Annotated in this window: 19 protein-coding genes, 2 tRNA genes and 1 other annotated feature; of the genes, 12 read left to right on the top strand and 9 right to left on the bottom strand. The window is 41.6% G+C overall.

Annotated features, from left to right (window positions below; translation table 11 throughout):
• Window positions 1-11: 11 nt before the first annotated feature.
• Both AAGU76_RS15105 and AAGU76_RS15100 read right to left on the bottom strand, forming a co-directional pair.
• The gene (locus AAGU76_RS15105; protein ID WP_342486357.1) at window positions 12-434 is read right to left on the bottom strand and encodes a DUF2000 domain-containing protein; all 423 of its coding nucleotides are present in this window, start codon (window positions 432-434) and stop codon (window positions 12-14) included.
• A 39-nt stretch (window positions 435-473) separates the two neighbouring features.
• Window positions 474-1295, bottom strand: a complete 822-nt coding sequence (locus AAGU76_RS15100; protein ID WP_342486356.1) for an AraC family transcriptional regulator — start codon at window positions 1293-1295, stop codon at window positions 474-476.
• 247 nt (window positions 1296-1542) lie between these two features.
• Between AAGU76_RS15100 and AAGU76_RS15095 the strand changes: the two genes are divergently transcribed.
• Window positions 1543-2232, top strand: coding sequence for an AzlC family ABC transporter permease (locus AAGU76_RS15095; protein WP_342486355.1), 690 nt, complete (start codon window positions 1543-1545; stop codon window positions 2230-2232).
• Entirely contained in the window at window positions 2225-2536 is a 312-nt protein-coding gene (locus AAGU76_RS15090) for an AzlD domain-containing protein (RefSeq protein ID WP_342486354.1), read from the top strand. The genes AAGU76_RS15095 and AAGU76_RS15090 overlap by 8 nt, the downstream gene beginning before the upstream one ends.
• Before the next feature lie 196 nt (window positions 2537-2732).
• Here AAGU76_RS15090 and AAGU76_RS15085 read toward each other — a convergent pair whose 3' ends face one another.
• Genes AAGU76_RS15085 through AAGU76_RS15075 form a run of 3 tightly spaced genes read right to left on the bottom strand, consistent with a single transcriptional unit; the run spans window position 2733 to window position 3816 of the window.
• On the bottom strand, window positions 2733-3305 hold the full coding sequence (locus AAGU76_RS15085) for a manganese catalase family protein (RefSeq protein WP_342486353.1): 573 nt from the start codon (window positions 3303-3305) through the stop codon (window positions 2733-2735).
• 29 nt (window positions 3306-3334) lie between these two features.
• Window positions 3335-3610 carry a spore coat protein CotJB gene (locus AAGU76_RS15080; protein ID WP_342486352.1) on the bottom strand — a complete coding sequence of 92 codons (276 nt, stop codon included), beginning with the start codon at window positions 3608-3610 and terminating at the stop codon, window positions 3335-3337.
• A 2-nt stretch (window positions 3611-3612) separates the two neighbouring features.
• Window positions 3613-3816, bottom strand: a complete 204-nt coding sequence (locus tag AAGU76_RS15075) for a spore coat associated protein CotJA (RefSeq protein WP_342486351.1) — start codon at window positions 3814-3816, stop codon at window positions 3613-3615.
• A 215-nt stretch (window positions 3817-4031) separates the two neighbouring features.
• On the opposite strand from AAGU76_RS15075, the gene AAGU76_RS15070 reads away from it, so the two are divergent.
• Window positions 4032-4406 (top strand): PH domain-containing protein, encoded by a 375-nt coding sequence (locus AAGU76_RS15070; RefSeq protein WP_342486350.1) that lies wholly within the window; start codon window positions 4032-4034, stop codon window positions 4404-4406.
• Between the two features lie 68 nt (window positions 4407-4474).
• On the opposite strand, the gene AAGU76_RS15065 is transcribed toward AAGU76_RS15070, so the two are convergent.
• Genes AAGU76_RS15065 through AAGU76_RS15055 form a run of 3 tightly spaced genes read right to left on the bottom strand, consistent with a single transcriptional unit; the run spans window position 4475 to window position 8376 of the window.
• The gene (locus AAGU76_RS15065; RefSeq protein WP_342486349.1) at window positions 4475-4759 is read right to left on the bottom strand and encodes a putative quinol monooxygenase; all 285 of its coding nucleotides are present in this window, start codon (window positions 4757-4759) and stop codon (window positions 4475-4477) included.
• A 21-nt stretch (window positions 4760-4780) separates the two neighbouring features.
• On the bottom strand, window positions 4781-6592 hold the full coding sequence (locus AAGU76_RS15060) for an ABC transporter ATP-binding protein (protein ID WP_342486348.1): 1812 nt from the start codon (window positions 6590-6592) through the stop codon (window positions 4781-4783).
• 2 nt (window positions 6593-6594) lie between these two features.
• Window positions 6595-8376, bottom strand: a complete 1782-nt coding sequence (locus AAGU76_RS15055) for an ABC transporter ATP-binding protein (protein WP_342486347.1) — start codon at window positions 8374-8376, stop codon at window positions 6595-6597.
• Window positions 8377-8567: 191 nt separating this feature from the next.
• Between AAGU76_RS15055 and AAGU76_RS15050 the strand changes: the two genes are divergently transcribed.
• From AAGU76_RS15050 to AAGU76_RS15040, 3 genes are all read left to right on the top strand, one after another.
• Window positions 8568-8640, top strand: a tRNA-Val gene (locus tag AAGU76_RS15050).
• Between the two features lie 353 nt (window positions 8641-8993).
• Window positions 8994-9202, top strand: a binding site (T-box leader).
• 264 nt (window positions 9203-9466) lie between these two features.
• Window positions 9467-10717, top strand: coding sequence for an argininosuccinate synthase (locus AAGU76_RS15045; RefSeq protein ID WP_342486346.1), 1251 nt, complete (start codon window positions 9467-9469; stop codon window positions 10715-10717).
• A 241-nt stretch (window positions 10718-10958) separates the two neighbouring features.
• Window positions 10959-12344, top strand: a complete 1386-nt coding sequence (locus AAGU76_RS15040) for an MATE family efflux transporter (RefSeq protein WP_342486345.1) — start codon at window positions 10959-10961, stop codon at window positions 12342-12344.
• 38 nt (window positions 12345-12382) lie between these two features.
• Here AAGU76_RS15040 and AAGU76_RS15035 read toward each other — a convergent pair whose 3' ends face one another.
• Complete coding sequence (locus AAGU76_RS15035; protein WP_342486344.1) at window positions 12383-13627, bottom strand: aminotransferase class I/II-fold pyridoxal phosphate-dependent enzyme; 1245 nt, start codon at window positions 13625-13627, stop codon at window positions 12383-12385.
• Between the two features lie 195 nt (window positions 13628-13822).
• Here AAGU76_RS15035 and AAGU76_RS15030 point away from each other — a divergent pair.
• From AAGU76_RS15030 to AAGU76_RS15005, 6 genes are all read left to right on the top strand, one after another.
• Window positions 13823-13898 (top strand) — tRNA-Lys (locus tag AAGU76_RS15030).
• 214 nt (window positions 13899-14112) lie between these two features.
• Window positions 14113-15312, top strand: a complete 1200-nt coding sequence (locus AAGU76_RS15025) for an ATP-binding protein (protein ID WP_342486343.1) — start codon at window positions 14113-14115, stop codon at window positions 15310-15312.
• Between the two features lie 240 nt (window positions 15313-15552).
• The gene (locus AAGU76_RS15020) at window positions 15553-16704 is read left to right on the top strand and encodes a ribose-phosphate pyrophosphokinase (RefSeq protein WP_342486342.1); all 1152 of its coding nucleotides are present in this window, start codon (window positions 15553-15555) and stop codon (window positions 16702-16704) included.
• 290 nt (window positions 16705-16994) lie between these two features.
• Complete coding sequence (locus tag AAGU76_RS15015; RefSeq protein ID WP_342486341.1) at window positions 16995-18026, top strand: rod shape-determining protein; 1032 nt, start codon at window positions 16995-16997, stop codon at window positions 18024-18026.
• Window positions 18027-18107: 81 nt separating this feature from the next.
• Complete coding sequence (galU, locus tag AAGU76_RS15010) at window positions 18108-18974, top strand: UTP--glucose-1-phosphate uridylyltransferase GalU (protein WP_342486340.1); 867 nt, start codon at window positions 18108-18110, stop codon at window positions 18972-18974.
• Between the two features lie 11 nt (window positions 18975-18985).
• Window positions 18986-20692, top strand: coding sequence for a phospho-sugar mutase (locus AAGU76_RS15005; RefSeq protein ID WP_342486339.1), 1707 nt, complete (start codon window positions 18986-18988; stop codon window positions 20690-20692).
• The last annotated feature ends 4 nt before the right edge of the window (window positions 20693-20696 follow it).

Below are 20696 nucleotides of genomic sequence, written 5' to 3'. Positions count from 1 at the left end.
TTTTGGCATGTTCATCTCAGCAAAGGCATACTTCCTGTAAGCTTGTTCACAAGTTTTTTCCTGCCGCATACTGCCACGCCGAAATACTGAAGTTCACCTTCAGGTATGCCTGATATCTTGTTTATGAAATCATCGTAAGTATTGCAGCTTTGAGCAACATCCGAGAAGTCCACCACTGTCAAATCTGAAAATTCAGGCTGGTACAGCTTTTTTCGGAGCTCCTTTAAAAGTGTGTTGTTTCCTTTCAAAATGGGCACAGGGAACTCTATGATTCCCATATGAGAATTTCCTGTCTTGTCAGTTACGTTTGAGCCAACAGCATCAGGTATGTGCTTTCCCAAAGTTATGCCCATTATCGCAGCAGTGTTGGTTATTATGCCAATGGGCAAAGCTTCATCCACAACCATTACGCATTTCAAATCTTTATTTTCCAATTCTAAAATCCTCTTTTCGTCTTAAAATCAACATGAACGTCATTCATCACGGTTGAAAATATTTTGATATTGTTTTGGAGTCAGTCCTATGAATTCCTTGAAGAAGTTGGTGAAGTGGCTTTGGTCTGCAAAACCGGTCTGCATGGCAGTATCAACCGGTTCGACTCCGCTTTCCAGAAGCTCCTTGGCCTTGTTTATTCTTACTGTTTCAAGGTAGCGGTAAGGAGTTATTCCCATGTGCCTTGTAAAAGACCTGAGCAGGGAGTACTTGTTCATTTTGCTCAGACAGCTCAAGTCATCCAGAGTTATGCGTTCCGGATAATGATCGTCTATATACCTGCATACGGATTGGATTTCCTCTCTGACCTCCGAATTGGCATGCTGAACAAAAGGTTTTGTATACTCCTCAATGATCTGTTCAATCAAAAACAGGAATGTTTCTTCTTTCTTAAAACCTGGCTGTTCTTCCATTATAGATTTATGCAGATCACACAACAGTCCGGTCAGTTCGCTTTTCTGAACCACAGGCTGCGTGAAACACGGCAGGTATTCGTTGCCTGTGACTTCAAAAGCTGCTTTTTTCATGATATCTGTTTTTACATTGATGCACCTGTAATCCAGTGCCATATCATCAAGTTGCTCGCAGGTGTGGTTGTCCATGGGATTAAACAGCACCAGATCCCCTGCTTCAATGCTGTATGTCTTGTTTTTGCATGACAAAAACCTTCTGCCGCTTTCAATGTATCCAATCACATAATGCTCGTGAAAGTGGTTGGGAAATTTCTGCATGATTCCCTTGAAGCGGTAGGCTTCAATTTCCAGGTCCCTGTCATAGCATACTGTACGTTCTTCAAGTATCATACTTTTCTCCTTTCTTTAACATCAGAATATCACAACTGTATTTACAACTCTTGTATGATATTGACTTTCTGTTGATAATTTTATCGTTCAGACTTCGCCTTCAGAATTAAACGTTTGAAAAATACTTTGCCATCAAACTTAAAAGGGCTAGGTAGTACTTATTATATCACAGAACGGATAAATATAAATTGCATTGAAAAATTTTGTATAGTAAAATAGATTTATTTAAGATAAAGGGGAACTTGCAATGAAACGATTTATTTCCGGAGTTAAAACCGCGTTGCCCATATGTATGGGAGTCATACCGGTTGGAATTTCTTTTGGCATTATAGCAAGGCAGGGAGGCTTGGAATCATGGCAGGCAATATTGATGTCAATCATAGTGTTTGCCGGGGCAAGCCAGATTATGTCCATTGGCATGCTTGTTCAGGGAGCATCAGTTCCTGCAATCATATTTGCAACTTTTTTAATTAACCTCAGACATCTGATAATGAGCACATATGTCATGAACAGATTAAAGGAAAAAGGTCTTCTGAAAAAGATGGCATTAGCTTATGTGTTGTGTGATGAATCTTTTGCCTTGTTTTCCATGAGTGAGGAAGGGGAGGATGACGACATATTTTTATTTGGAATCAATGTGGTTCTGGGTATTTCATGGATTGTCTCCACAACCATCGGCTGCATCGCAATGAGTGTTTTACCTGACACCATATCTAAAAGCTTTGGAATAGCATTTTTTGCTTCGTTTATAGCCATATTGATACCAAACATTAGAAAGAACATGCAGTTATTAGCAGTCGTGATTGTTACAGGAATTATTAACAGTATTTTCGGCATGTTTTTTACGTCCAGCACCGCACTTATATTTTCCATATTAACAGGCGCAGTCATAGGGATGTTCATTGTAAAGGATGAGGAAGAGGAAAGGGGTGCATAAAGTGAGGATATTGATTTTAATTTTTGGAATGGGAATTGTAACATACTTGCCTCGAATGCTGCCCGCCGTGTTGGTTGAAAAGATAAGATTCAATAAAAAAATGGAAAAATTTCTGAGCCTGATTCCTTATACGGCAATGGCAGCGCTGATTTTTCCAGGAGTGTTGTCGGCAGATGAAGGAAACATGGCAATTGGACTGGTGGGTGCCTTTGTTGCAGTAGTATTAAGCCTCCTAAGGATGCCTATCATGCTGGTTGTGATAGGAGCAATAATCTCTGATGTTTTAGTTTACATGATGATATAGAAATACACAACACCGATAAGGTGATGTCAGTTGATGACAAAGTAACATTTGAACGTGTCATTCTGAGGACGCAGTCCGAAGAATCTCATCACTTGAACATGATGAGAGCCTTCGCTAGCGCTCAGAGTAACATAAGCGTGTTCTGTCAATAGTCTGACAACCTGTAAGGTGTTGTGTGATATATTAAATATTTATTTCAGAAATATCTCTTGCTTGCTGTGTATTCCTCCACAAGTCTCAGACCTTCGCCGAATCTCTGGAAGTGGACTATTTCTCGTTCTCTCAGCCACCTCAGCGTGTCTTTAACCAGCGGGTCGTCTGTTAAGAGAATCAGGTTTTCATATGTTGCTCTTGCTTTTTGCTCTGCTGCCATGTCGTTGTACAAATCAGCTATAGGATCCCCCTTTGCCTGAGTGTATTTTGCTTCCCATGGAACGCCGTCAGAATCAAGCAGGAATGGGCATGTTTCATGGTTTGCAAAGTATCCACCCATGCCGGCTGCAATGAGTTCCTCTCTTGTAGCGCCTTCAAGCAGTTTTTTAAACAATGTAGCCACCATTTCCATGTGCCCAAGTTCTTCAGTTCCTATATCCGTTAGAATGCCTTTTGTTTCGTTCAGGGGCATGCTGAATCTTTGGGTCAGGTAATTCATGCTGGCGCTTGCTTCACCGTCTGCGCCGCCATACTGGTTTAAAACAGCCTTGGCCATCCTGACGTCTTTGTTGGAAACCCTTACAGGGTATTGTAATTTTTTATCATACATGAACATAGACTTATCATCCTTTCTAGATTAATTTTTTACATTTCCCATGGCCAGGGGCTGTTTATATAACGCCATGTGTCACTCATTTCGGGATTCATGTTGCACAGGGGGCCGTACTGTGCTTCATAGGCATCCCGATACTGCCTGAGCTGCGAAGCATATGTGTGGTGTCTGTAAAGAGCAACAGGATCATTGGGATGGGTATCCAGGAAAAGAGCCAGGTCAGTTACTGCGAAGTGCAGCTTTTGAATATCGGTCAGCATTGATAGCTGCTGATGGGTCATTAGGTTTTGTCTGTCATATCTCATCATATCTACACCTCTTCATGAACATATTCTAAATATGGAGTTACCAAATCAGGATACAAGGTTCCCTGAACAAAAGCTTCTGTTAAGTTGTTAAAGTATCGCGGGTTTATCTGGTAAGGCACATAACCGTACCCTACTCTGGGATTTTCGGGCATATATGGCACCATTGGCACATAGGTGTCGTAATCTTGTCTATTCAAAATTTTCATTCCTTTCTCATATATTTGTGCTACCTGAATCTCGATAGTTATATTCATATTATTCATTCACCGACATTAAGTGACTTGTTTCAATAAAATGGATATATAATTTTATATATGGCAAAAATTTTATATGGCAAAATTTTGTGAGAGGTTTGATTTTGATTGATAAATTAATGGTATGCCTTTATAATTAAGTCAACTAGTTTAGATGGAGGAGAAAGATGGGAATTTTTGATGGAATGCTGGGCAATGCGTCCGAATACAGCGCTGTGGAGGCACAGAAGGAATATGGTCATTTGTTGGCGGCCAATGAAAATATTGATAAGGCATACAAACTGATCAGAGACATGTTTATTTTTACGAACAGAAGGCTGATTTTGATAGATGTCCAGGGTATGACGGGAAAAAAGATTGAATATCATTCGATACCATACAGCAAAATCACACAGTTCAGCGTGGAGACTGCCGGCCATTTTGATCTGGATGCAGAGTTGAAAATATGGGTTTCAGGCTCTTCACAGCCCATAGAGAAGCACTTCAACAGGACGCTTAACATTTACCAGGTTCAGGCAGAATTGGCCGAGCATGTGTGCTGATAAGGAAGAAATTGTACATATAAACAGAAAAAAATCGGCATCAAATGCCGATTTTTTAATGCGTATTTTTAATACACCATTTTGTACACGTTCAGTTCGGCGCTCTTTCTCAAAGCCCCTATCTTGGGCACTATTCTTGTGAAGTGCTCGGATATCTTGTGAGCTTCAAGGTCTTCGACGCTTTCCCATTCCTCAATCATAGTGAGGATGTCCGGATTGTTTACATCTCTGAACAGACTGTATGAAATGCATCCCTTTTCCTCTCTTGTCTTCTTCACCAGCTCATCATACATGGTGATTGCTTCATCAGCCTTTCCTTCCAAATAAATTCCCTTTGCTACGACTTTAATCATGTTGACCTCCTGATTTATATTTTATGCATGCTCGTACTGGAGCTTGTATAACTTGTAATAAATGCCCTTTTCAGCCAGAAGTTCCTGATGGGTTCCTTCCTCCCTGATTTCACCCTTGTGAAGGACTATTATCTTGCTGGAGTTCTGTACAGTTGACAGCCTGTGGGCCACTATAAGTGTCGTCCTTCCTTTCATGAGTTTCTTCAGTGCATCCTGAATCAGTACTTCTGTTTCTGTGTCTATGTTTGCTGTGGCTTCGTCAAGTATCAGTATGTCCGGCTTGAAAGCCAGTGTTCTGGCAAATGAGATGAGCTGTCTCTGACCGGCGGAGAATGCAGCGCCGTTTTCAATGACATGCTCGTCATATCCTCCGGGCAAGGCTGATATGAAGTTGTGGGCGTTTACATATTTAGAAGCTTCTGTGATTTCTTCGTCTGTGATGTCTGGGTTTTGAAGCCTTATGTTGCTTTTTATGTCTCCGAAGAACAGGAACACGTCCTGAAGCATCTGACCGATGTTTCTTCTGAGGCTTGATATCTTGATTTTTTTGATGTTTATTCCGTCAATGAATATGTCTCCCTTTTGAATATCGTAGTAACGGCAGATGAGATTTTGGATCGTGGTTTTTCCTGCTCCGGTAGCTCCAACGAAGGCCACGCTTTCTCCGGGATTTACCTTGAAGGACACATCCCTGAGTATCCATTCGTCTTCCTTGTAGGAAAACCAGACATTCCTAAACTCAATGCTTCCCTTGAAACTGTCCATTTCAACCGCATCTTCATCATCCTTGACTTCGGGCTCCTCGTCCAGAAGGCCGAATATCCTTTCTGAAGCTGCCATTGCCGACTGAACTATGTTAAGCTGTTCAGCCAACTCCTGTATGGGTTCGAAGAATTTGCTTATGTACCTTTGGAAGACAACTATGGTTCCTATGGACACTGTGCCTTCCAGTACCATCCTTCCGCCGAACCACAGAAGAATTGAAACTGCCGTGATGTTCATGAGGTAGTTTGTGGGGTTGTATATGCTGAAAGCAAACAGCTGCTTTATGTTTTCTTTTCGCAGCTTTTCATTTTCTGTCTTGAACTTGTCGAATATTTCATTTTCAACTGCGAATATCTGTACTATTTTCATTCCGGAAACATGTTCTGATATGAATGAGTTAAGAGCTGAAATTTTGCTTCGTATTTCCCTGTAAATCTTTTTTGAAGCACCTTCAAATGCAAAGGTGAACAGGGCAATGAAAGGTATGACCGTGAATGTCATCAGTGAAAGTCTGCTGTTGTAAGTGATCATCGTGATGATTACACCCACCAGGACAAAGCAGCTTTTCAGTATGTTCACAATGACGCTGGTGTACATTTCATTTAATGCCTCTGTGTCATTCGTAACCCTTGTCACAAGTTTGCCTAGGGGGTTTGAGTTGAAGAAGCTTATGGACAGCGTATTAAGGTGCCTGAATACTTCCATTCTGATGTTGTAGATTATTTTTTGACCTGCTCGTGCAAGTATCATGGCCTGTGCATAACTTAGCACAAAAACCAGCGCCACTGTTGACAGGTACACGAGACTGATTTTTATGACTCCGTTAATGTCTGCTTGTGTCGTGACTCCTGCATCAACGGCAGGTGCGGTTTTAGCTGTGTAGCGGGCCAGGAATTTGTCCACCGCGTCTCCTATGAGAACAGGCTGGTACAGCTCCACGGCAACTATGGCGAAAATTATGAGTATTGCAAGAGCAAACTGCCACATGTACGGTTTAGCATATTTCAGAAGCCTCTTTGCAATGTTCTTGTTTATTTTTTTCTTTTTTCCATCATCATCGTATTTCATGGCTACTCCTGTTCCTCCAGCATTTTTTCAAGAAGCTGCTTTTCATAAATGGAGCAGTACAGACCATCCTGTTGGATCAGCTGCTGGTGTGTACCCTTTTCAACAATCCTTCCTTCGTCAAGCACGATAATGATGTCGGCGTTTTGAATGGTTGAAATCCTGTGGGCGATTATTATGTTTGTCTTGCCTTTACGCCTTTCTTCAAGTGTATTGAGTATTTTTTCCTCAGTGTCGGTGTCAACGGCTGATACAGAATCGTCCAGTATCAATATTTCCGGATCCTTTATTAGAGCACGGGCGATGGATATGCGCTGTTTCTGGCCTCCGGAAACAGATACACCCTTTTCTCCAACCAGTGTATCGTAGCCGTTTTTAAATTCCGCAATGTTGTCGTGGATCACAGCATCCCTGGCAGCCTGTTCTATTTTGTCCATTTGACCGCTTCGTAAGCCGAAATCTATGTTGTTGGCTATGGTGTCGGAGAAAAGAAAATTGTCCTGGGGCACGTAGCCGATGGTTTTCCTGAGAACCTTAAGGGGTATGTCTGAGATGCGAAAGCCTCCGATGTATATGGTGTTTTTGTCGGGTTCGAAAATGCGAAGCATCAGGTTTACCAGCGTTGTCTTGCCGCTGCCGGTCCTTCCTATGATTCCAAGAGTTTGTCCCTTCTCTACAGAAAAATCAATGTCCCTGAGCACATATTTGTCCGTTCCCGGGTATCTGTAGCTTAAATTTTTCACCTGTATGCTTCCTGTAAGGCTTTCAACGGACCTGTTTTCCGAGTCCTTGATTTCCACTGGCTCTTTCAGTATTTTTTCCACTCTTTCCAGTGAAGCGGCTCCCGTATTGAACAGGTTGATGGTCATGCCCGTGGCCATCATTGGCCAAACCAGCATGCCCAGGTATTGTATGAATGCCGAGAACTCTCCCAGTGTTATTCTACCCTTTATTGTTATGTAGCCGCCGTAACCTATGGCTACAGCCAGCGCAGCACCTGAAATCATCTGCATGAACGGATGCATCAGCGTCTGAATTACGCTTAAGTCAATGTTCTTTTTGAATGCGTCTTTGTTCTGTTTTTCGAAGGATGAGTTGGACTTGTCCTCCTGCACGAAGGATTTGATTACCTTTATGCCTGACAGACTTTCCTGCACAAAGTTTGAAAGCTGCGCAAAGGCTTCCTGCTTTTTGGTGAAGCGGCTTTGCAGCTCCCTTCCCATGAAACGTACTGACACGGCAATGAGAAGAAGAGGAATGACAGCTGCGACTGTCAGCAGAGGATCTATTTCAGTAACCATGTTGAATACGGTTATGGATCCCAGGGCAATCACGTCGCACAGCGTCAGAATACCGGGACCCAGGGCCATACGCACAGCTTCCAGGTCGTTTGTCATGTACGCCATTATTTCGCCTGTGCCGTGCTGGTGGTAAAAGACGGCTGACAGCTGTTCAAGATGGCTGAACATGTCGTTTCTCATGTCGCGTTCGATGCTTCTTGATGTTCCGAATATGAAGTATCTCCACAAAATCCTTCCTACGTAAATGGTTCCTGCAATGGCAAAGAGCTTAACGATTGAAGATTGTACATAGACGGTATCCATTTTACCCAGCTCGATTCGGTCTATGATGTTTCCTACTATGATTGGAACCCTGGTCTGCACGTAGTCAACGACCAGCAGTGCCATGATTCCCAGTATGTAGTTTATAAGATATTTTTTCAAGAAAAACTGTATATAACTGCTTCCTATGAAGCTTGAGGGCTTTTGCGGTGACTCTGATTTCATTTTTTTCTCCTGAAAGTAAAATGACATAACTACATTATACTATTTTTAAAAATAATTCCCAGCATTATTTCGGTTGTGCATGAAGAATTATCGATGCTGAAGATTTATTGACAGCGATAAAAATATTGAGGAAATTTTTATAAACGCAATTGACAATTGTTTGAAGTTGTGGTAACATAATAAACAGTCACGGGAGCTTAGCTCAGTTGGGAGAGCATCTGCCTTACAAGCAGGGGGTCATAGGTTCGAGCCCTATAGTTCCCATTTTTTATGCCCTTTTTTAGGGAGAAGGAAGTTACAGTAATTCAAGGAATTTGGAGGATGCCGAAAAGGCATCCTCTTGTTGTTTATAGTGCGAGCATATGTCATCTGAAGGAAATCAGGAAGAATCCATAAACAACAATGTGATTCCTGATGTGGTCAGAGTGACAGGCTGCGTTTGGTGTCTATGATCGAACGGGATAAATATTACAGTTGCTTTTCGTTAAAAACGGAGTAGTTCCGCCTTTGTTTAGTTCAACTTCGAATAAATATAATAAAATTTGAAAAAATTTTATAAAAAAGAGTTGACAAAGTTAAGGGCATAGACTATAATCGTATAAAAATGATTAATTATGTATAATTTGATGATTGGAAGAGTAGATTAAACTTGAGCTTCAGCGAGTCGGAACAGAGTGTGAGTCCGGCAGTGAAATTTAGTTGAAAAGAGTCCATGAAAAGATTCTCGGAAATAACAGTATGAGAATCCGGTTAAATACCGTTATGATGAAAGAGTAAAGCAGCTGCCTAAAAAAGAGTGGTACCGCGGACACAAACCGCCTCTTTATCAGCAGTTTTTTTTATGCCCTAACCCTGTTTTTCCGACCGCAGGGAGAGAAAAACAGCGGTAGGTCAAACGCAATGAGTTCCCAATTTATGCGACCGTAGGGAGCTGATAAATTGGTGAACGAAACTGCGCTATGCCCAGGGTTTAACCCTGTTTTTCCGAGAAGCTTTTACCCTTTCTAATCCAATCAATCAATATAACTAATGAATAATTATACGGAAAGTAAATTTTTAATCTTATATCAAAATCTGGAGGATGGAAGAGATGGAAAAAGAAAAAGTAGTATTGGCATATTCAGGCGGATTGGACACATCAATAATAATCCCATGGTTAAAAGAAAATTACGATAATTTTGAAATCATAGCATGCTGCGTGAATGTTGGCCAGGAAGACGACATGGAGTTCGTTAAAAACAAAGCCTTGTCTTCGGGGGCAAGCAAGGTCTATATTGAAAATGTAGTAAATGAGTTTGTTGAAGAGTATGTTTACAAGGGACTGAAGGCAAATGCGGTTTATGAAGGCAAGTATCTGCTGGGTACGGCTTACGCAAGACCATTGATTGCAAAAAAACTTGTTGAAGTTGCACACAAGGAAGGAGCCAAGTATATAGCTCACGGCTGCACAGGAAAAGGAAACGACCAGGTTCGTATTGAAACTGCCATAGCTTCTTTGGATCCGTTCATCAAGATAATTGCTCCATGGCGTATATGGGATATATCTTCAAGAGAAGATGCAATTGACTATGCTGAATCTAAAAACATAGACCTTAACGGTATATCTAAGAAAAGAATTTATTCACGTGACCAGAATATTCTCCACATCAGCCATGAAGGCGGAATGCTTGAAAATCCAGCTAACGAACCTGATTTTGACGAGCTGCTCATAATGACAAACACCGTGGAAAAGGCTCCGGATGAGGCTGAGTACATTGAAATAGAATTCAAAAAAGGAATTCCTGTGAAGCTCAACGGCGAAAAGCTCAGCGGCGAGGAAATGCTAGGAGCACTCAACAAAATAGGAGGCAAACACGGCATAGGAGTCATAGACCTTCTTGAAAACAGACTTGTTGGTATGAAGTCAAGAGGAATATATGAAACACCGGGAGGAACCCTTCTATTAGAAGCTCACAAGTACCTTGAAAGCTTCGTTCTGGAAAAGGAAACTGCTCATTTCAAGGAAATGATAAGCAGCAAGTATGCAGAGCTTGTGTACAATGCAATGTGGTTCAGCGGACTTAAGGACGCATTTGATGCATTCGTTGACTCAACTCAGAAAAATGTTACAGGAACAGTTAAGCTGAAACTGTACAAAGGAACCATCAAGTTTGCAGGAATGACTTCCAAGTATGCTTTGTACAACGAATCAATTTCATCTTTCAGCACGGGAGATCTTTACGACCAGAAGGATGCAACAGGATTCATTCACTTGTACAGCCTGCCGTACAAGATTCAGGCTCTGAATGAAATGAACAACAAGAAATCATCAACAGAAGTTGTTTACACATTCAAAGAATAGTCTCGAACAATTAGTTTACGAAGCTATGCTGTAGACGGTACAACCTTTATCTGAACTAAAAGTTCAGGAAATTAAATAAGCCATTGCAATAGAGAGATCTTCTTTCGGCTTGGAAAGTCTAGCCCACTTAGCCCTGCCGGAAGATACCTCTCTTTTTTTCATCTAAGAGAAAATAAAAAATTACATTTTGTATTTATATTAATGTATGGTATACTATACTGGCTTTAACGGAGGTGATTGGGTGGAATTAAAAAATAAGGACAATAACAGCAACAGCGGCAACAAGCAGATAAATGCCATGACCGAAGGGAATCCGGTCAGACTCATACTTGTATTTGCCTTTCCGATGCTGGTCGGCAACGTGTTTCAGCAGCTTTACAACATGGTTGACAGCATTGTGGTCGGCAATTATGTGGGAAAAATTGCTCTGGCTGCAGTAGGAACAGGATTTCCGTTAATATTCATGATGGCATCCTTGTTCATAGGACTGGGCATAGGGGCAACAATACTCATAGCTCAGTACGTAGGAGCCGGTGATATAGAAAATGTGAAAAAAACCTGTCAGACAATTTACACGGCCATGATATTGGGTGCAATTCCCATATCAATATTGGGTCTTTTCCTGTGCGAACCTATTCTTAATCTTATCAACACGCCTGCAGATACGCTGCCCATGGCTAAGCAGTACATGATGATAATTTTTGCGGGGCTTCTTGGTGCCATAGGTTACAACATGAACACAGGAATACTGCAGGGATTCGGTGACAGCAAGTCATCGCTTTTGTTTCTGGTCATTGCCACAGGCATTAACATTGCTTTGGACCTGCTGTTTGTAGTGGTCTTCGGCTGGGGAGTGGCAGGAGTTGCCATAGCCACCATAATAGCGCAGGCTTTTTCCTGGATTTTTGGATTGGTTTACATGCGCAAGAAATATGAAGTGCTTAATTTTCAGATATTGAAATTTTACTTCAACAGGGATATATTTGTTAAAATACTTAAACTTGGCCTTCCGACGGGAATACAGCAGATGCTTTTTTCAATAGGAATAATGAGCATTCAGTCTCTTGTAAACAGCTACGGTTCCGACTTCATCGCAGGCTTCAATGCAGCCAACAAGATTGACATGTTTGCTTTCATGCCGATTCAAAGCTTCAGCAATGCAGTTACAACCTACACGGGTCAGAACATAGGAGCCGGAAGGATGGACAGAGTTCACAGCGGAACGGTTGCAGCGGTAACCATGTCAGTGATTGTATGCCTGCTTGCACTGGTTATAATTCCTCTGGGGCCGCCTCTTTTGGGACTTTTCAACTCGGATTCGGCGGTTATTGAATCGGGAATGATCTATCTGAAAAACGTAATGCCGTTATACGTGCTGCTGGCCATTGTGTTCGTAATAAATGCGGTCGTCAGGGGAGCGGGGGAGTCCGTTGTTCCCATGATAGGAGCCATAGTGACTTTGTGGCTTGGCAGAATACCGTCTGCTTACTACATTGCATACAACTTCGGCAAGGAATACATGTTTTACAGCTACGGCATAGGATGGTTCTTCTGGCTCATGATAACCGGACCGTACTATCTGTCCGGAAAGTGGAAGACAAAATCTCAAAAGCTCATAAGACAATAAAAAAACGGCTGGTTGATACCGGCCGTTTTGTTTATTATCTATTTTAAATTGTCTATAACCCTTTTGATTTTAGCAGGAGCAATTCTGCATTTTTCTTCAGATACGGCACAAACTGCAAATCTGAGTCCTTTTTTAAGTGCAACCACAAACAGGTTTTCCTTAATCAGTTCTTCGGATGCTTTCTTTGAGTTGCTGCATGGTATGCTTACGAAGAAGCCGTCTCTGTAAGGAAGTATTTCAAGATTTGCTTCTTTAGCAGCCTCAACAAAAGCGTCGGCGCGTTTTCTCAGCATTGTCTTTGTGGCGTTGACCTCTTCCTCGTAGGCCTTTGTCTTTTCAGGATCCTTTGCTATGTTTGTCATTACTGACATTGCAGCTCTTGTTCCGTTTGACCAGTTTGCTCTGTTGGCATGCATAGAGGAATAGTAAAACTCGTTTGCTATTTCTTCGCTTGAGGAAATTCCGATTGCAGCTCCGGATCTTAAACCATACATTGTATATCCTTTTGACATGCTGTATGCAACTATTACAAGGATGTTTTCAGGAAGGTTTCCGAATTTTGTGAAGAATTCTCTTCTTTCGTTGCCTACTCCTGCATAGTCTATGTAAGCGGAGTCAACTACGATGATTATTTTGTTCTGAGGATCTTTGGCGTTTTCCTTTGCGATTTGAAGAACCTGATCCCATTCCTCGTCGGAGAGGCTGTATCCGGTAGGGTTGTTTGCCGGAGTGTTTATTATTGTAACTAGTCTTTTTTGCTTGTTCAAAAGATCTTCAAACTTTTCCTTGAATGATATTATGTTGAATTCGCCCTTTTCATTGAAAAGTTCATAATTTGTTACTGTTCTTCCGAATTCTTCGGAAATTGTAACGTATGGTGCCCAGAACCAGTCACAAACCAGGATTGAGTCTCCAGGATTCGTGTAGTTGAAGATTGCATGTCTTACTGAACCGGTTCCGCCCGGAGTAGCAACTGCCTTTATGTACGCATCTGGTTTGTAACCTTTGAAGCACGCATCCTGTACAGCTTCCAGGAAATCAGGCTGTCCTGCAACCTGTGCATATGCAGCTATGTCGGCATTGGGTAAGGATTTCAATTCTGTATAAACAGTTTCAAGACATATGAGATTTCCATCGTCGTCTGCCAAAGCGCCAAGAGTGGAATCAATAACATTATCTTTGCCGTATTTTTCTATAGCCTCTTTAGCCTTTGCAGCAAGCCCAAAGATGGCATCATTTTCCAGGGGCCATACAGCATGATCAGCAACCATTTTAAATGACATAACATCACCTCGTAATTATTATTTTGATAATTTTATCATTGTACCAAATATAAGTCAACACTTTAAAAAAGCTGAATTGCAATATATTAGAACAATATTAAGTACATATGGGTTTTTATTAATTTTGTTTAAATTAATAAAAAATCATTGACAAGATTAGACAGGCTTGTTATTATATAAAAGTTCTTAAAAAGAGATCCATTAGCTCAGCAGGCAGAGCACTTGACTTTTAATCAAGGTGTCCGGCGTTCGAATCGCCGATGGATCACCATTACAAACAACATCTGACGATCTTAGCGACGTTGGATGTTGCTTTTTTTATGCGATCCGTTATTAATTAAATCTCCTGGAGGAGCCGGGACAACCTTTTCTTATATTTTATTTTTGCTTTCAACAATTTTCAACAAAATTTGCTTTTTGATGATTGTATATTCTTATGGGTGACAAAAAAAATTAATATTTTTTAGCGAAGTGAAGGGGAACGTATGTTACAAACAAAAGAGAAGAGAATCAAGGAACCCGACGACATTAAAACAGCATCCAGGGAAAACTCGCAGGCAGAAAACAGCCAGAGCGAAAAGATGGCTGCCTTGGGGCAGCTTGCCGGCGGCATAGCTCATGACTTCAACAATCAGCTCATGAGCATCATCGGCAATGCAACAATGATACAAAAGACGGATGATCTTGACAGAATAAAGGAATATGCGGAGAGAATAATACATATTTCTCAAAGCACAGCAAGTTTAACAAAAAAAATCCTGATGTTTTCAAAAAGAGAAAGCAGCATCAACAAGCCAATTAATTTGAAAAACGTCATGGATAACACCTACGTAATGGTTGATTCAATCCTCACCAAGAAAATCGAACTTACCTATGAGTATGGTGCAGCAAACAAGGTTGTGCAGGGAGACGAAGCACAGATTGAGAGCCTTATCGTGAACCTCATTTTAAACTCCAGGGACGCCTTGGAGGACAATGTGGGAAAGGTAAGAATCGGTTCTGAAGACACAGTCATATTCTCAGACACGGTTTTGAGCCACGGTGACATCATAAGGCCCGGGCAGTACATCAAGATCTATGTGGAGGACAACGGCAAGGGAATAGAAAGAAAAGTCCTGAACAGAATATTCGAGCCTTACTACACAACCAAAAGCAAGAGCAAGGGGACAGGCCTTGGCCTTTCTGTGGTGTTCGGAACGGTGAAATCACACTCGGGTTACATCAATGTCATAAGCAATTCAAACGTCGGAACAATGTTTGAAGTTTTCCTGCCAGTGTATAAGAAGAAGGAAAAAATTTCAGAAGATGCACACAAGGAAATAAACAGCAATCTCATAATGCTGGTTGATGACGATGTGAACGTGCTGGATGTGGAGGCAGAAATACTTGAGGATCTGGGTTACGATGTGGTTAAGTTCAACGAACCCGTATCTGCATTGAAGTTTTTCAAGAAGAACAGCTCTAAAATTGCCTTTTCCGTTTTGGACATATCAATGCCTGTAATGACGGGAAGACAGCTGTTTGAGCACATGCAGGAGGCCAGAAAAGATGCTTCTGTTATTTTTATAACAGGTTATGCCAGACAGAATGATTACGAGGAGCTGGCCAGGAGAGGGCAGATTATCATGGAAAAACCATTTACTTACGAGGAACTGTCTGCTCAGATAGCCAAAATTTACATGTAGGTGTAGATTGTGTAAAAAGGCGCTGATACTGGCGCCTTTTTGCTTGCAACTGATTAAGATTGTTCCGGACGCTGCAGTTCAAGCTCTCCAAAAGAATGAACAATAAACAGGCTGCGTTTGTTAAGATAACTTAACAAAATTCCAGGCACTTTCTTTTGACAATTGATAAATATTTGATAGAATGTAAAAAGAAATAGAAGAACAGAAGAAATGAATGCATTGTTTAAACTGGAGGAAAAAATGAATATAAATGATTATGTGTACAGTGAGCCCAAGCCGTTTGGAGACTTGTCAATAATAGCAATGAAGGGCTGCGAAGAAATTGCGGCAAAAATTGACTACTATCTGAAAGAGTGGAGACAGGATAACAACGGGGTAATTTACCAGGAAGGATCAAATCCTGTAAGGACATTTTTGCTGGATGCTGTTTGTCCAAGGTTTGGATCAGGTGAAGCAAAAGGTGTGATCAATGAGACTGTAAGGGGCCATGACATATTCATAATATCCGATGTTTTTAATTATGGCGTGAAGTTCAAGATGTACGGCATGGAAGTGCCCATGAGTCCTGACGACCACTACCAGGACCTTAAGAGAATCATCGCTGCCATGAACGGCAAGGCAAAGAGAATCAATGTTATAATGCCTATGCTTTATGAAGGAAGACAGCACAAGAGAGCCACAAGGGAATCGCTGGACTGCGCCCTTGCATTGCAGGAACTCACAAACATGGGAGTTGAAAATATCATTTCCTTTGATATTCACGATCCGAGAGTTCAAAATGCAATTCCTCTTCACGGTTTTGAGGATTTCCATCCACACTACCAGATGATAAAGGCATTTGTTAGAGCCGTTCCTGATGCCGATATTGACAGAAACCACATGATGATCATTTCTCCCGATGAAGGCGGAATGTCCAGATGCATCTACTACTCGTCTGTTATGGAACTGGATCTGGGAATGTTCTACAAGAGAAGGGACTACTCGGTAATCGTAAACGGAAAGAATCCGGTTATAAGCCATGAGTTTTTGGGAGACAACGTGGAAGGCAAGGATGTGATTGTCGTTGACGACATGATTGCTTCAGGAGATTCCATGATTGACGTTGCAAAGAAGCTCAAGGAAAGAAGAGCAAGAAACGTGTATATTTTCTCTGCTTTCGGACTGTTCACGGAAGGATTCGACAAATTTGACAATGCTTTTAAAGAAGGCATAATCACAAAAATATTCACTACGAACATGATTTACAGAAAGCCTGAACTTATGGGTAAACCGTGGTATGAAGAAGTTGACATGTCCAAATACATTGCAAACATCATCGATACGTTGAACTACGACAGATCGCTGAGCGAACTTTTGGACCCTGTTCAAAAAATAAAGAAACTGCTCAAATAAGAATTAAGCAAATTTGCATGAGATTAAAATGTCTGTCCACGGGCAGACATTTTTATTTCGTCCTCTGTCCGATATCATTCATTTCATTATGAAAGTACTGGCAGCTGTGCCTTACTATGGACGAAATAGCACAAGTATTTCATTGACAGGTTGTGAAAGACAAAAACAAAAAAATTGAAATATAAAGAATTATGTGGTATAATTTTTATCATTGTATCTTAATGGTACATTTTGCATAATTTGAACGAAAATCAGTAAAATATATGAAAAGGAAATTCAGGAGGATAAAAATGAGTTTCAGAATGGACATTGGTATAGACCTTGGTACTGCCAGCGTATTAGTTTACATCAAGGGCAAAGGAATTGTAATTAACGAACCTTCTGTTGTAGCAATAGACATAAACACAAACAAGATCCTGGAGGTCGGTGAAGAAGCGAGAAAAATGCTTGGACGTACGCCGGGAAACATAGTTGCCATCAGACCTCTGAGGGACGGAGTAATCTCAGACTTTGACATTACTGAGAAAATGCTGAAGTATTTCATAAAGAAGGCAGTTGGAAATTCCATTATAAAACCAAGGGTTATCATATGTGTTCCAAGCGGAGTTACAGAAGTTGAAAAGAGAGCTGTGCTTGAGGCAAGCAACAATGCCGGCGCCAAGAAGACTTACCTCATAGAGGAGCCTGTGGCTGCGGCAATAGGAGCAGGTCTTGACATAACAAAGCCTTCAGGACACATGATAATAGACATGGGCGGCGGAACTACCGACATAGCAGTCATTTCCCTGGGAGGAATTGTTGTCAGCAGATCCATAAAGGTAGCAGGAGACAAGTGCGACGACGCCATAGTAAGATATGTAAGAAAGAAATACAATGTGATGATAGGTCTTAGAAGTGCTGAAGAGCTGAAAATCAACATCGGGGCCGCCTTCCCCGCAGAAGAGGAAAAGTACATGGAAGTAAGAGGAAGAAACCTTGTTACAGGTCTTCCTGTAAACCTGACCATATCATCATCCGACATGCTTGAGGCTCTTGAGGAAACCATAACCTCCATAGCTGATGCTGTTCACTCTGTTCTTGAGAAAACCCCGCCTGAACTGGCTGCTGACATCAGCGAAAAGGGTATCATCATGACCGGAGGCGGCTGCCTGATTCAAGGTCTGGACAAATTGATCAGCAAGAGGACCGGATTGAATGTTATGATTGCAGACGACGCCATTTCATGCGTTGCAAAAGGAACAGGACAGTCATTGGAGCATATGGATGTGCTTAAAGACTCACTGATAACCGAAAACATAAAAACTAACTACAGCGCATCTTAATGAACATGTGGGATTCCGGCCTGGTTGCCGGGTCCCTTATTGCATTTGACCAATTTGGGAAAATAAATACAGAGGTTGAGTATGAAAATTAAAAAAGCAGTTATACCTGCAGCAGGTCTGGGAACCAGGTTTTTGCCGGCTACAAAGGCAATTCCGAAAGAAATGCTCCCCTTAGTCGATAAACCTACAATACAGTACATAGTCGAGGAAGTAATTGCTTCTGGCATAGAAGACGTCCTGATAATCACAGGCAGGAACAAGGGCTCCATAGAAGAACATTTCGACAGGGCTGTGGAACTTGAAGACAATCTTGAGAAAACTCACAAAGAAGAGTTATTGGAAGAAGTAAGAAAAATATCAAAAATGATAAACATACACACAGTGAGGCAAAAAGATCCGCTGGGTCTGGGTCATGCTGTTTACTGCGCAAAATCTTTCGTCGGAAACGAACCATTTGCCGTGCTGCTGGGGGACGATGTGGTTGATTCAAAAAAACCGTGCCTGAAGCAGATGATTGAAATGTTTGAAGAATATAACTCCACAATTCTGGGCGTGCAGCCGGTAGCGTGGGAAAATGTTAACAAGTACGGCATAGTATCCGGCGAAAAATTAAACGACAAAATATACACTGTTAAGGATTTGGTAGAGAAGCCGGCAATGGAAAAGGCACCCACAAACATAGCAATTTTGGGAAGGTACATAATAACACCAAAGATATTCGAAATCCTTGAAAATACTAAAAAGGGAGTGGGCGGTGAGATTCAGCTTACGGATGGACTGAAGGATCTTTGTAATATTGAGGATGTTTTTGCATATATTTTTGAAGGCAGAAGATACGACGTGGGAAGCAAAATAGGATTTCTTGAAGCAACCGTTGACTTTGCACTGAAGAGAGATGATTTGAGGGACAGCTTCAAAGCTTATCTGCGAACTATAAATTTGGATTAAGGGGTGTTGTCATGTACAGAGAAAAGTTGGAAGTATGGCTGGACAGTCCGTTTGTAGACGAATCCTTAAAAGAAGAATTGAAAAAAATCGAAAAAATTGAGAGTGAAGTTGAGGACAGGTTCTACAGGGAGCTGGAATTTGGCACCGGAGGCATGCGGGGGAAAATAGGGGCAGGTACAAACCGTATGAATTTCGTTACTGTAGCAAAGGCAACACAAGGCATTGCAGATTTTTTAAATGAAAAATACACGGATGGAAACATAAGCACTGCAATTGCGTACGATTCAAGAAACATGTCAAGGGAATTTGCGTCAAAGGCAGCAGCAGTTTTTGCCGCAAACAACATAAAGGTGTACTTGTTTGAAAGCCTCAGGCCGACTCCTGAACTTTCATTCGCAGTGAGACATTTCGGCTGCAAGGCCGGCGTTGTGATTACTGCAAGCCATAATCCGCCCGAATACAACGGCTACAAGGTTTATGACCAGTTTGGCGGCCAGGTTGTTGGAGATGCGGATGAAATAATCATGAAAATAAACAGTGTTAAGCTTAAGGACATAAAAACATCCGAAGATAGCAGCAAAATAGTTATGGTGGGAAACGAGCTGGATACTGTCTACATAAACAAGGTTAAGAGCCTGAGCATCAGGGATGATGTGGATAAGAATATTAACATCGTATACACTCCGCTTCATGGAACAGGAAACATGCCTGTAAGAAGGGTGCTCCAGGAGCTGGGTTACAAAAATGTGACTGTGGTAAAGGAACAGGAAGAACCGGATCCCATGTTTTCCACGGTAAAGTCTCCGAACCCGGAAGAAATAAGCGCTTTTGAGATAGCAATAAAAAGAGCTGAACAAGGCGGAGGCGAAATAATCATTGGAACCGACCCCGACTGCGACAGGGTAGGTCTGGTTGTGAAGGACGGAGACGGAAGTTACGTTCCGCTGAACGGAAACCAGACAGGGGCTCTCCTTTTGAATTATGTGCTGAGCTCCATGTATGAAAAGGGAAAAATTCCTGCCGACGGAGCTGTTATTAAGACAATAGTAACCAGTGAAATAGGAAGGGCAATCGCATCCAAGTACAATGTGGCAAACTTTGACACTCTGACAGGATTCAAATATATTGCTGAAATGATGCAGCAGTTTGAAGACACAGAGGAACACAGCTTCATCTTCGGCTACGAGGAAAGCTACGGGTATCTGGCAGGGACATTTGTCAGGGACAAGGATGCGGTTATAGCCAGTATGCTCATTTGTGAAATGGCTGCATATTATAAGAAAAAGGGCAGCACTCTCCTGGATGCGCTTAAGGATATTTACAGGGAACACGGATACTATATAGAGGAAACTGTTTCTCTGACCTTTGCAGGCTCAACAGGTCAGAACAAGATGAAGGCCATAATGGAAAACTTCAGGGAAAACAAGCCAAGCTCCTTTGCTGGCAAAAGCATACTGCATGTTTACGACTACAAGATGGGGACTTCATTAAATCTCTTAAACGGTAAGACGGAGCATCTGGACTATCCAAAGTCTGATGTGCTGAAATTCTGTTTTGAAGACGGATCGTGGCTGGTGCTAAGACCATCCGGTACAGAGCCCAAGCTGAAAATTTATTTTTCCATAAATGAGGAAAATGAAAGCAAATCCACGCAGGTTTTAGAAAATACCAAGAAAGAAATATTAAGCGCAATTGACCGCATACAGATAAACAACTAAACAA

The sequence above is a fragment of the Sedimentibacter sp. genome, from assembly GCF_038562225.1.
GTDB lineage: Bacteria > Bacillota > Clostridia > Tissierellales > Sedimentibacteraceae > Sedimentibacter.
The sequence above is the reverse complement of the archived record's forward strand: the minus strand, read 5'-3'. Positions and strand labels throughout refer to the sequence as shown.

Bases quoted from the DNA above. Each gene is read 5' to 3' on its own strand.
- AAGU76_RS15045 (WP_342486346.1), top strand. From the start codon at position 9,467: ATGGAAAAAGAAAAAGTAGTATTGGCATATTCAGGCGGATTGGACACA.
- AAGU76_RS15025 (WP_342486343.1), top strand. From the start codon at position 14,113: ATGTTACAAACAAAAGAGAAGAGAATCAAGGAACCCGACGACATTAAA.
- AAGU76_RS15035 (WP_342486344.1), bottom strand. From the start codon at position 13,627: ATGTCATTTAAAATGGTTGCTGATCATGCTGTATGGCCCCTGGAAAAT.
- AAGU76_RS15075 (WP_342486351.1), bottom strand. From the start codon at position 3,816: ATGAAAATTTTGAATAGACAAGATTACGACACCTATGTGCCAATGGTG.
- AAGU76_RS15070 (WP_342486350.1), top strand. From the start codon at position 4,032: ATGGGAATTTTTGATGGAATGCTGGGCAATGCGTCCGAATACAGCGCT.
- AAGU76_RS15085 (WP_342486353.1), bottom strand. From the start codon at position 3,305: ATGTTCATGTATGATAAAAAATTACAATACCCTGTAAGGGTTTCCAAC.
- galU (WP_342486340.1), top strand. From the start codon at position 18,108: ATGAAAATTAAAAAAGCAGTTATACCTGCAGCAGGTCTGGGAACCAGG.
- AAGU76_RS15095 (WP_342486355.1), top strand. From the start codon at position 1,543: ATGAAACGATTTATTTCCGGAGTTAAAACCGCGTTGCCCATATGTATG.
- AAGU76_RS15055 (WP_342486347.1), bottom strand. From the start codon at position 8,376: ATGAAATCAGAGTCACCGCAAAAGCCCTCAAGCTTCATAGGAAGCAGT.
- AAGU76_RS15080 (WP_342486352.1), bottom strand. From the start codon at position 3,610: ATGATGAGATATGACAGACAAAACCTAATGACCCATCAGCAGCTATCA.
- AAGU76_RS15100 (WP_342486356.1), bottom strand. From the start codon at position 1,295: ATGATACTTGAAGAACGTACAGTATGCTATGACAGGGACCTGGAAATT.
- AAGU76_RS15020 (WP_342486342.1), top strand. From the start codon at position 15,553: ATGAATATAAATGATTATGTGTACAGTGAGCCCAAGCCGTTTGGAGAC.
- AAGU76_RS15065 (WP_342486349.1), bottom strand. From the start codon at position 4,759: ATGATTAAAGTCGTAGCAAAGGGAATTTATTTGGAAGGAAAGGCTGAT.
- AAGU76_RS15015 (WP_342486341.1), top strand. From the start codon at position 16,995: ATGAGTTTCAGAATGGACATTGGTATAGACCTTGGTACTGCCAGCGTA.
- AAGU76_RS15060 (WP_342486348.1), bottom strand. From the start codon at position 6,592: ATGAAATACGATGATGATGGAAAAAAGAAAAAAATAAACAAGAACATT.
- AAGU76_RS15005 (WP_342486339.1), top strand. From the start codon at position 18,986: ATGTACAGAGAAAAGTTGGAAGTATGGCTGGACAGTCCGTTTGTAGAC.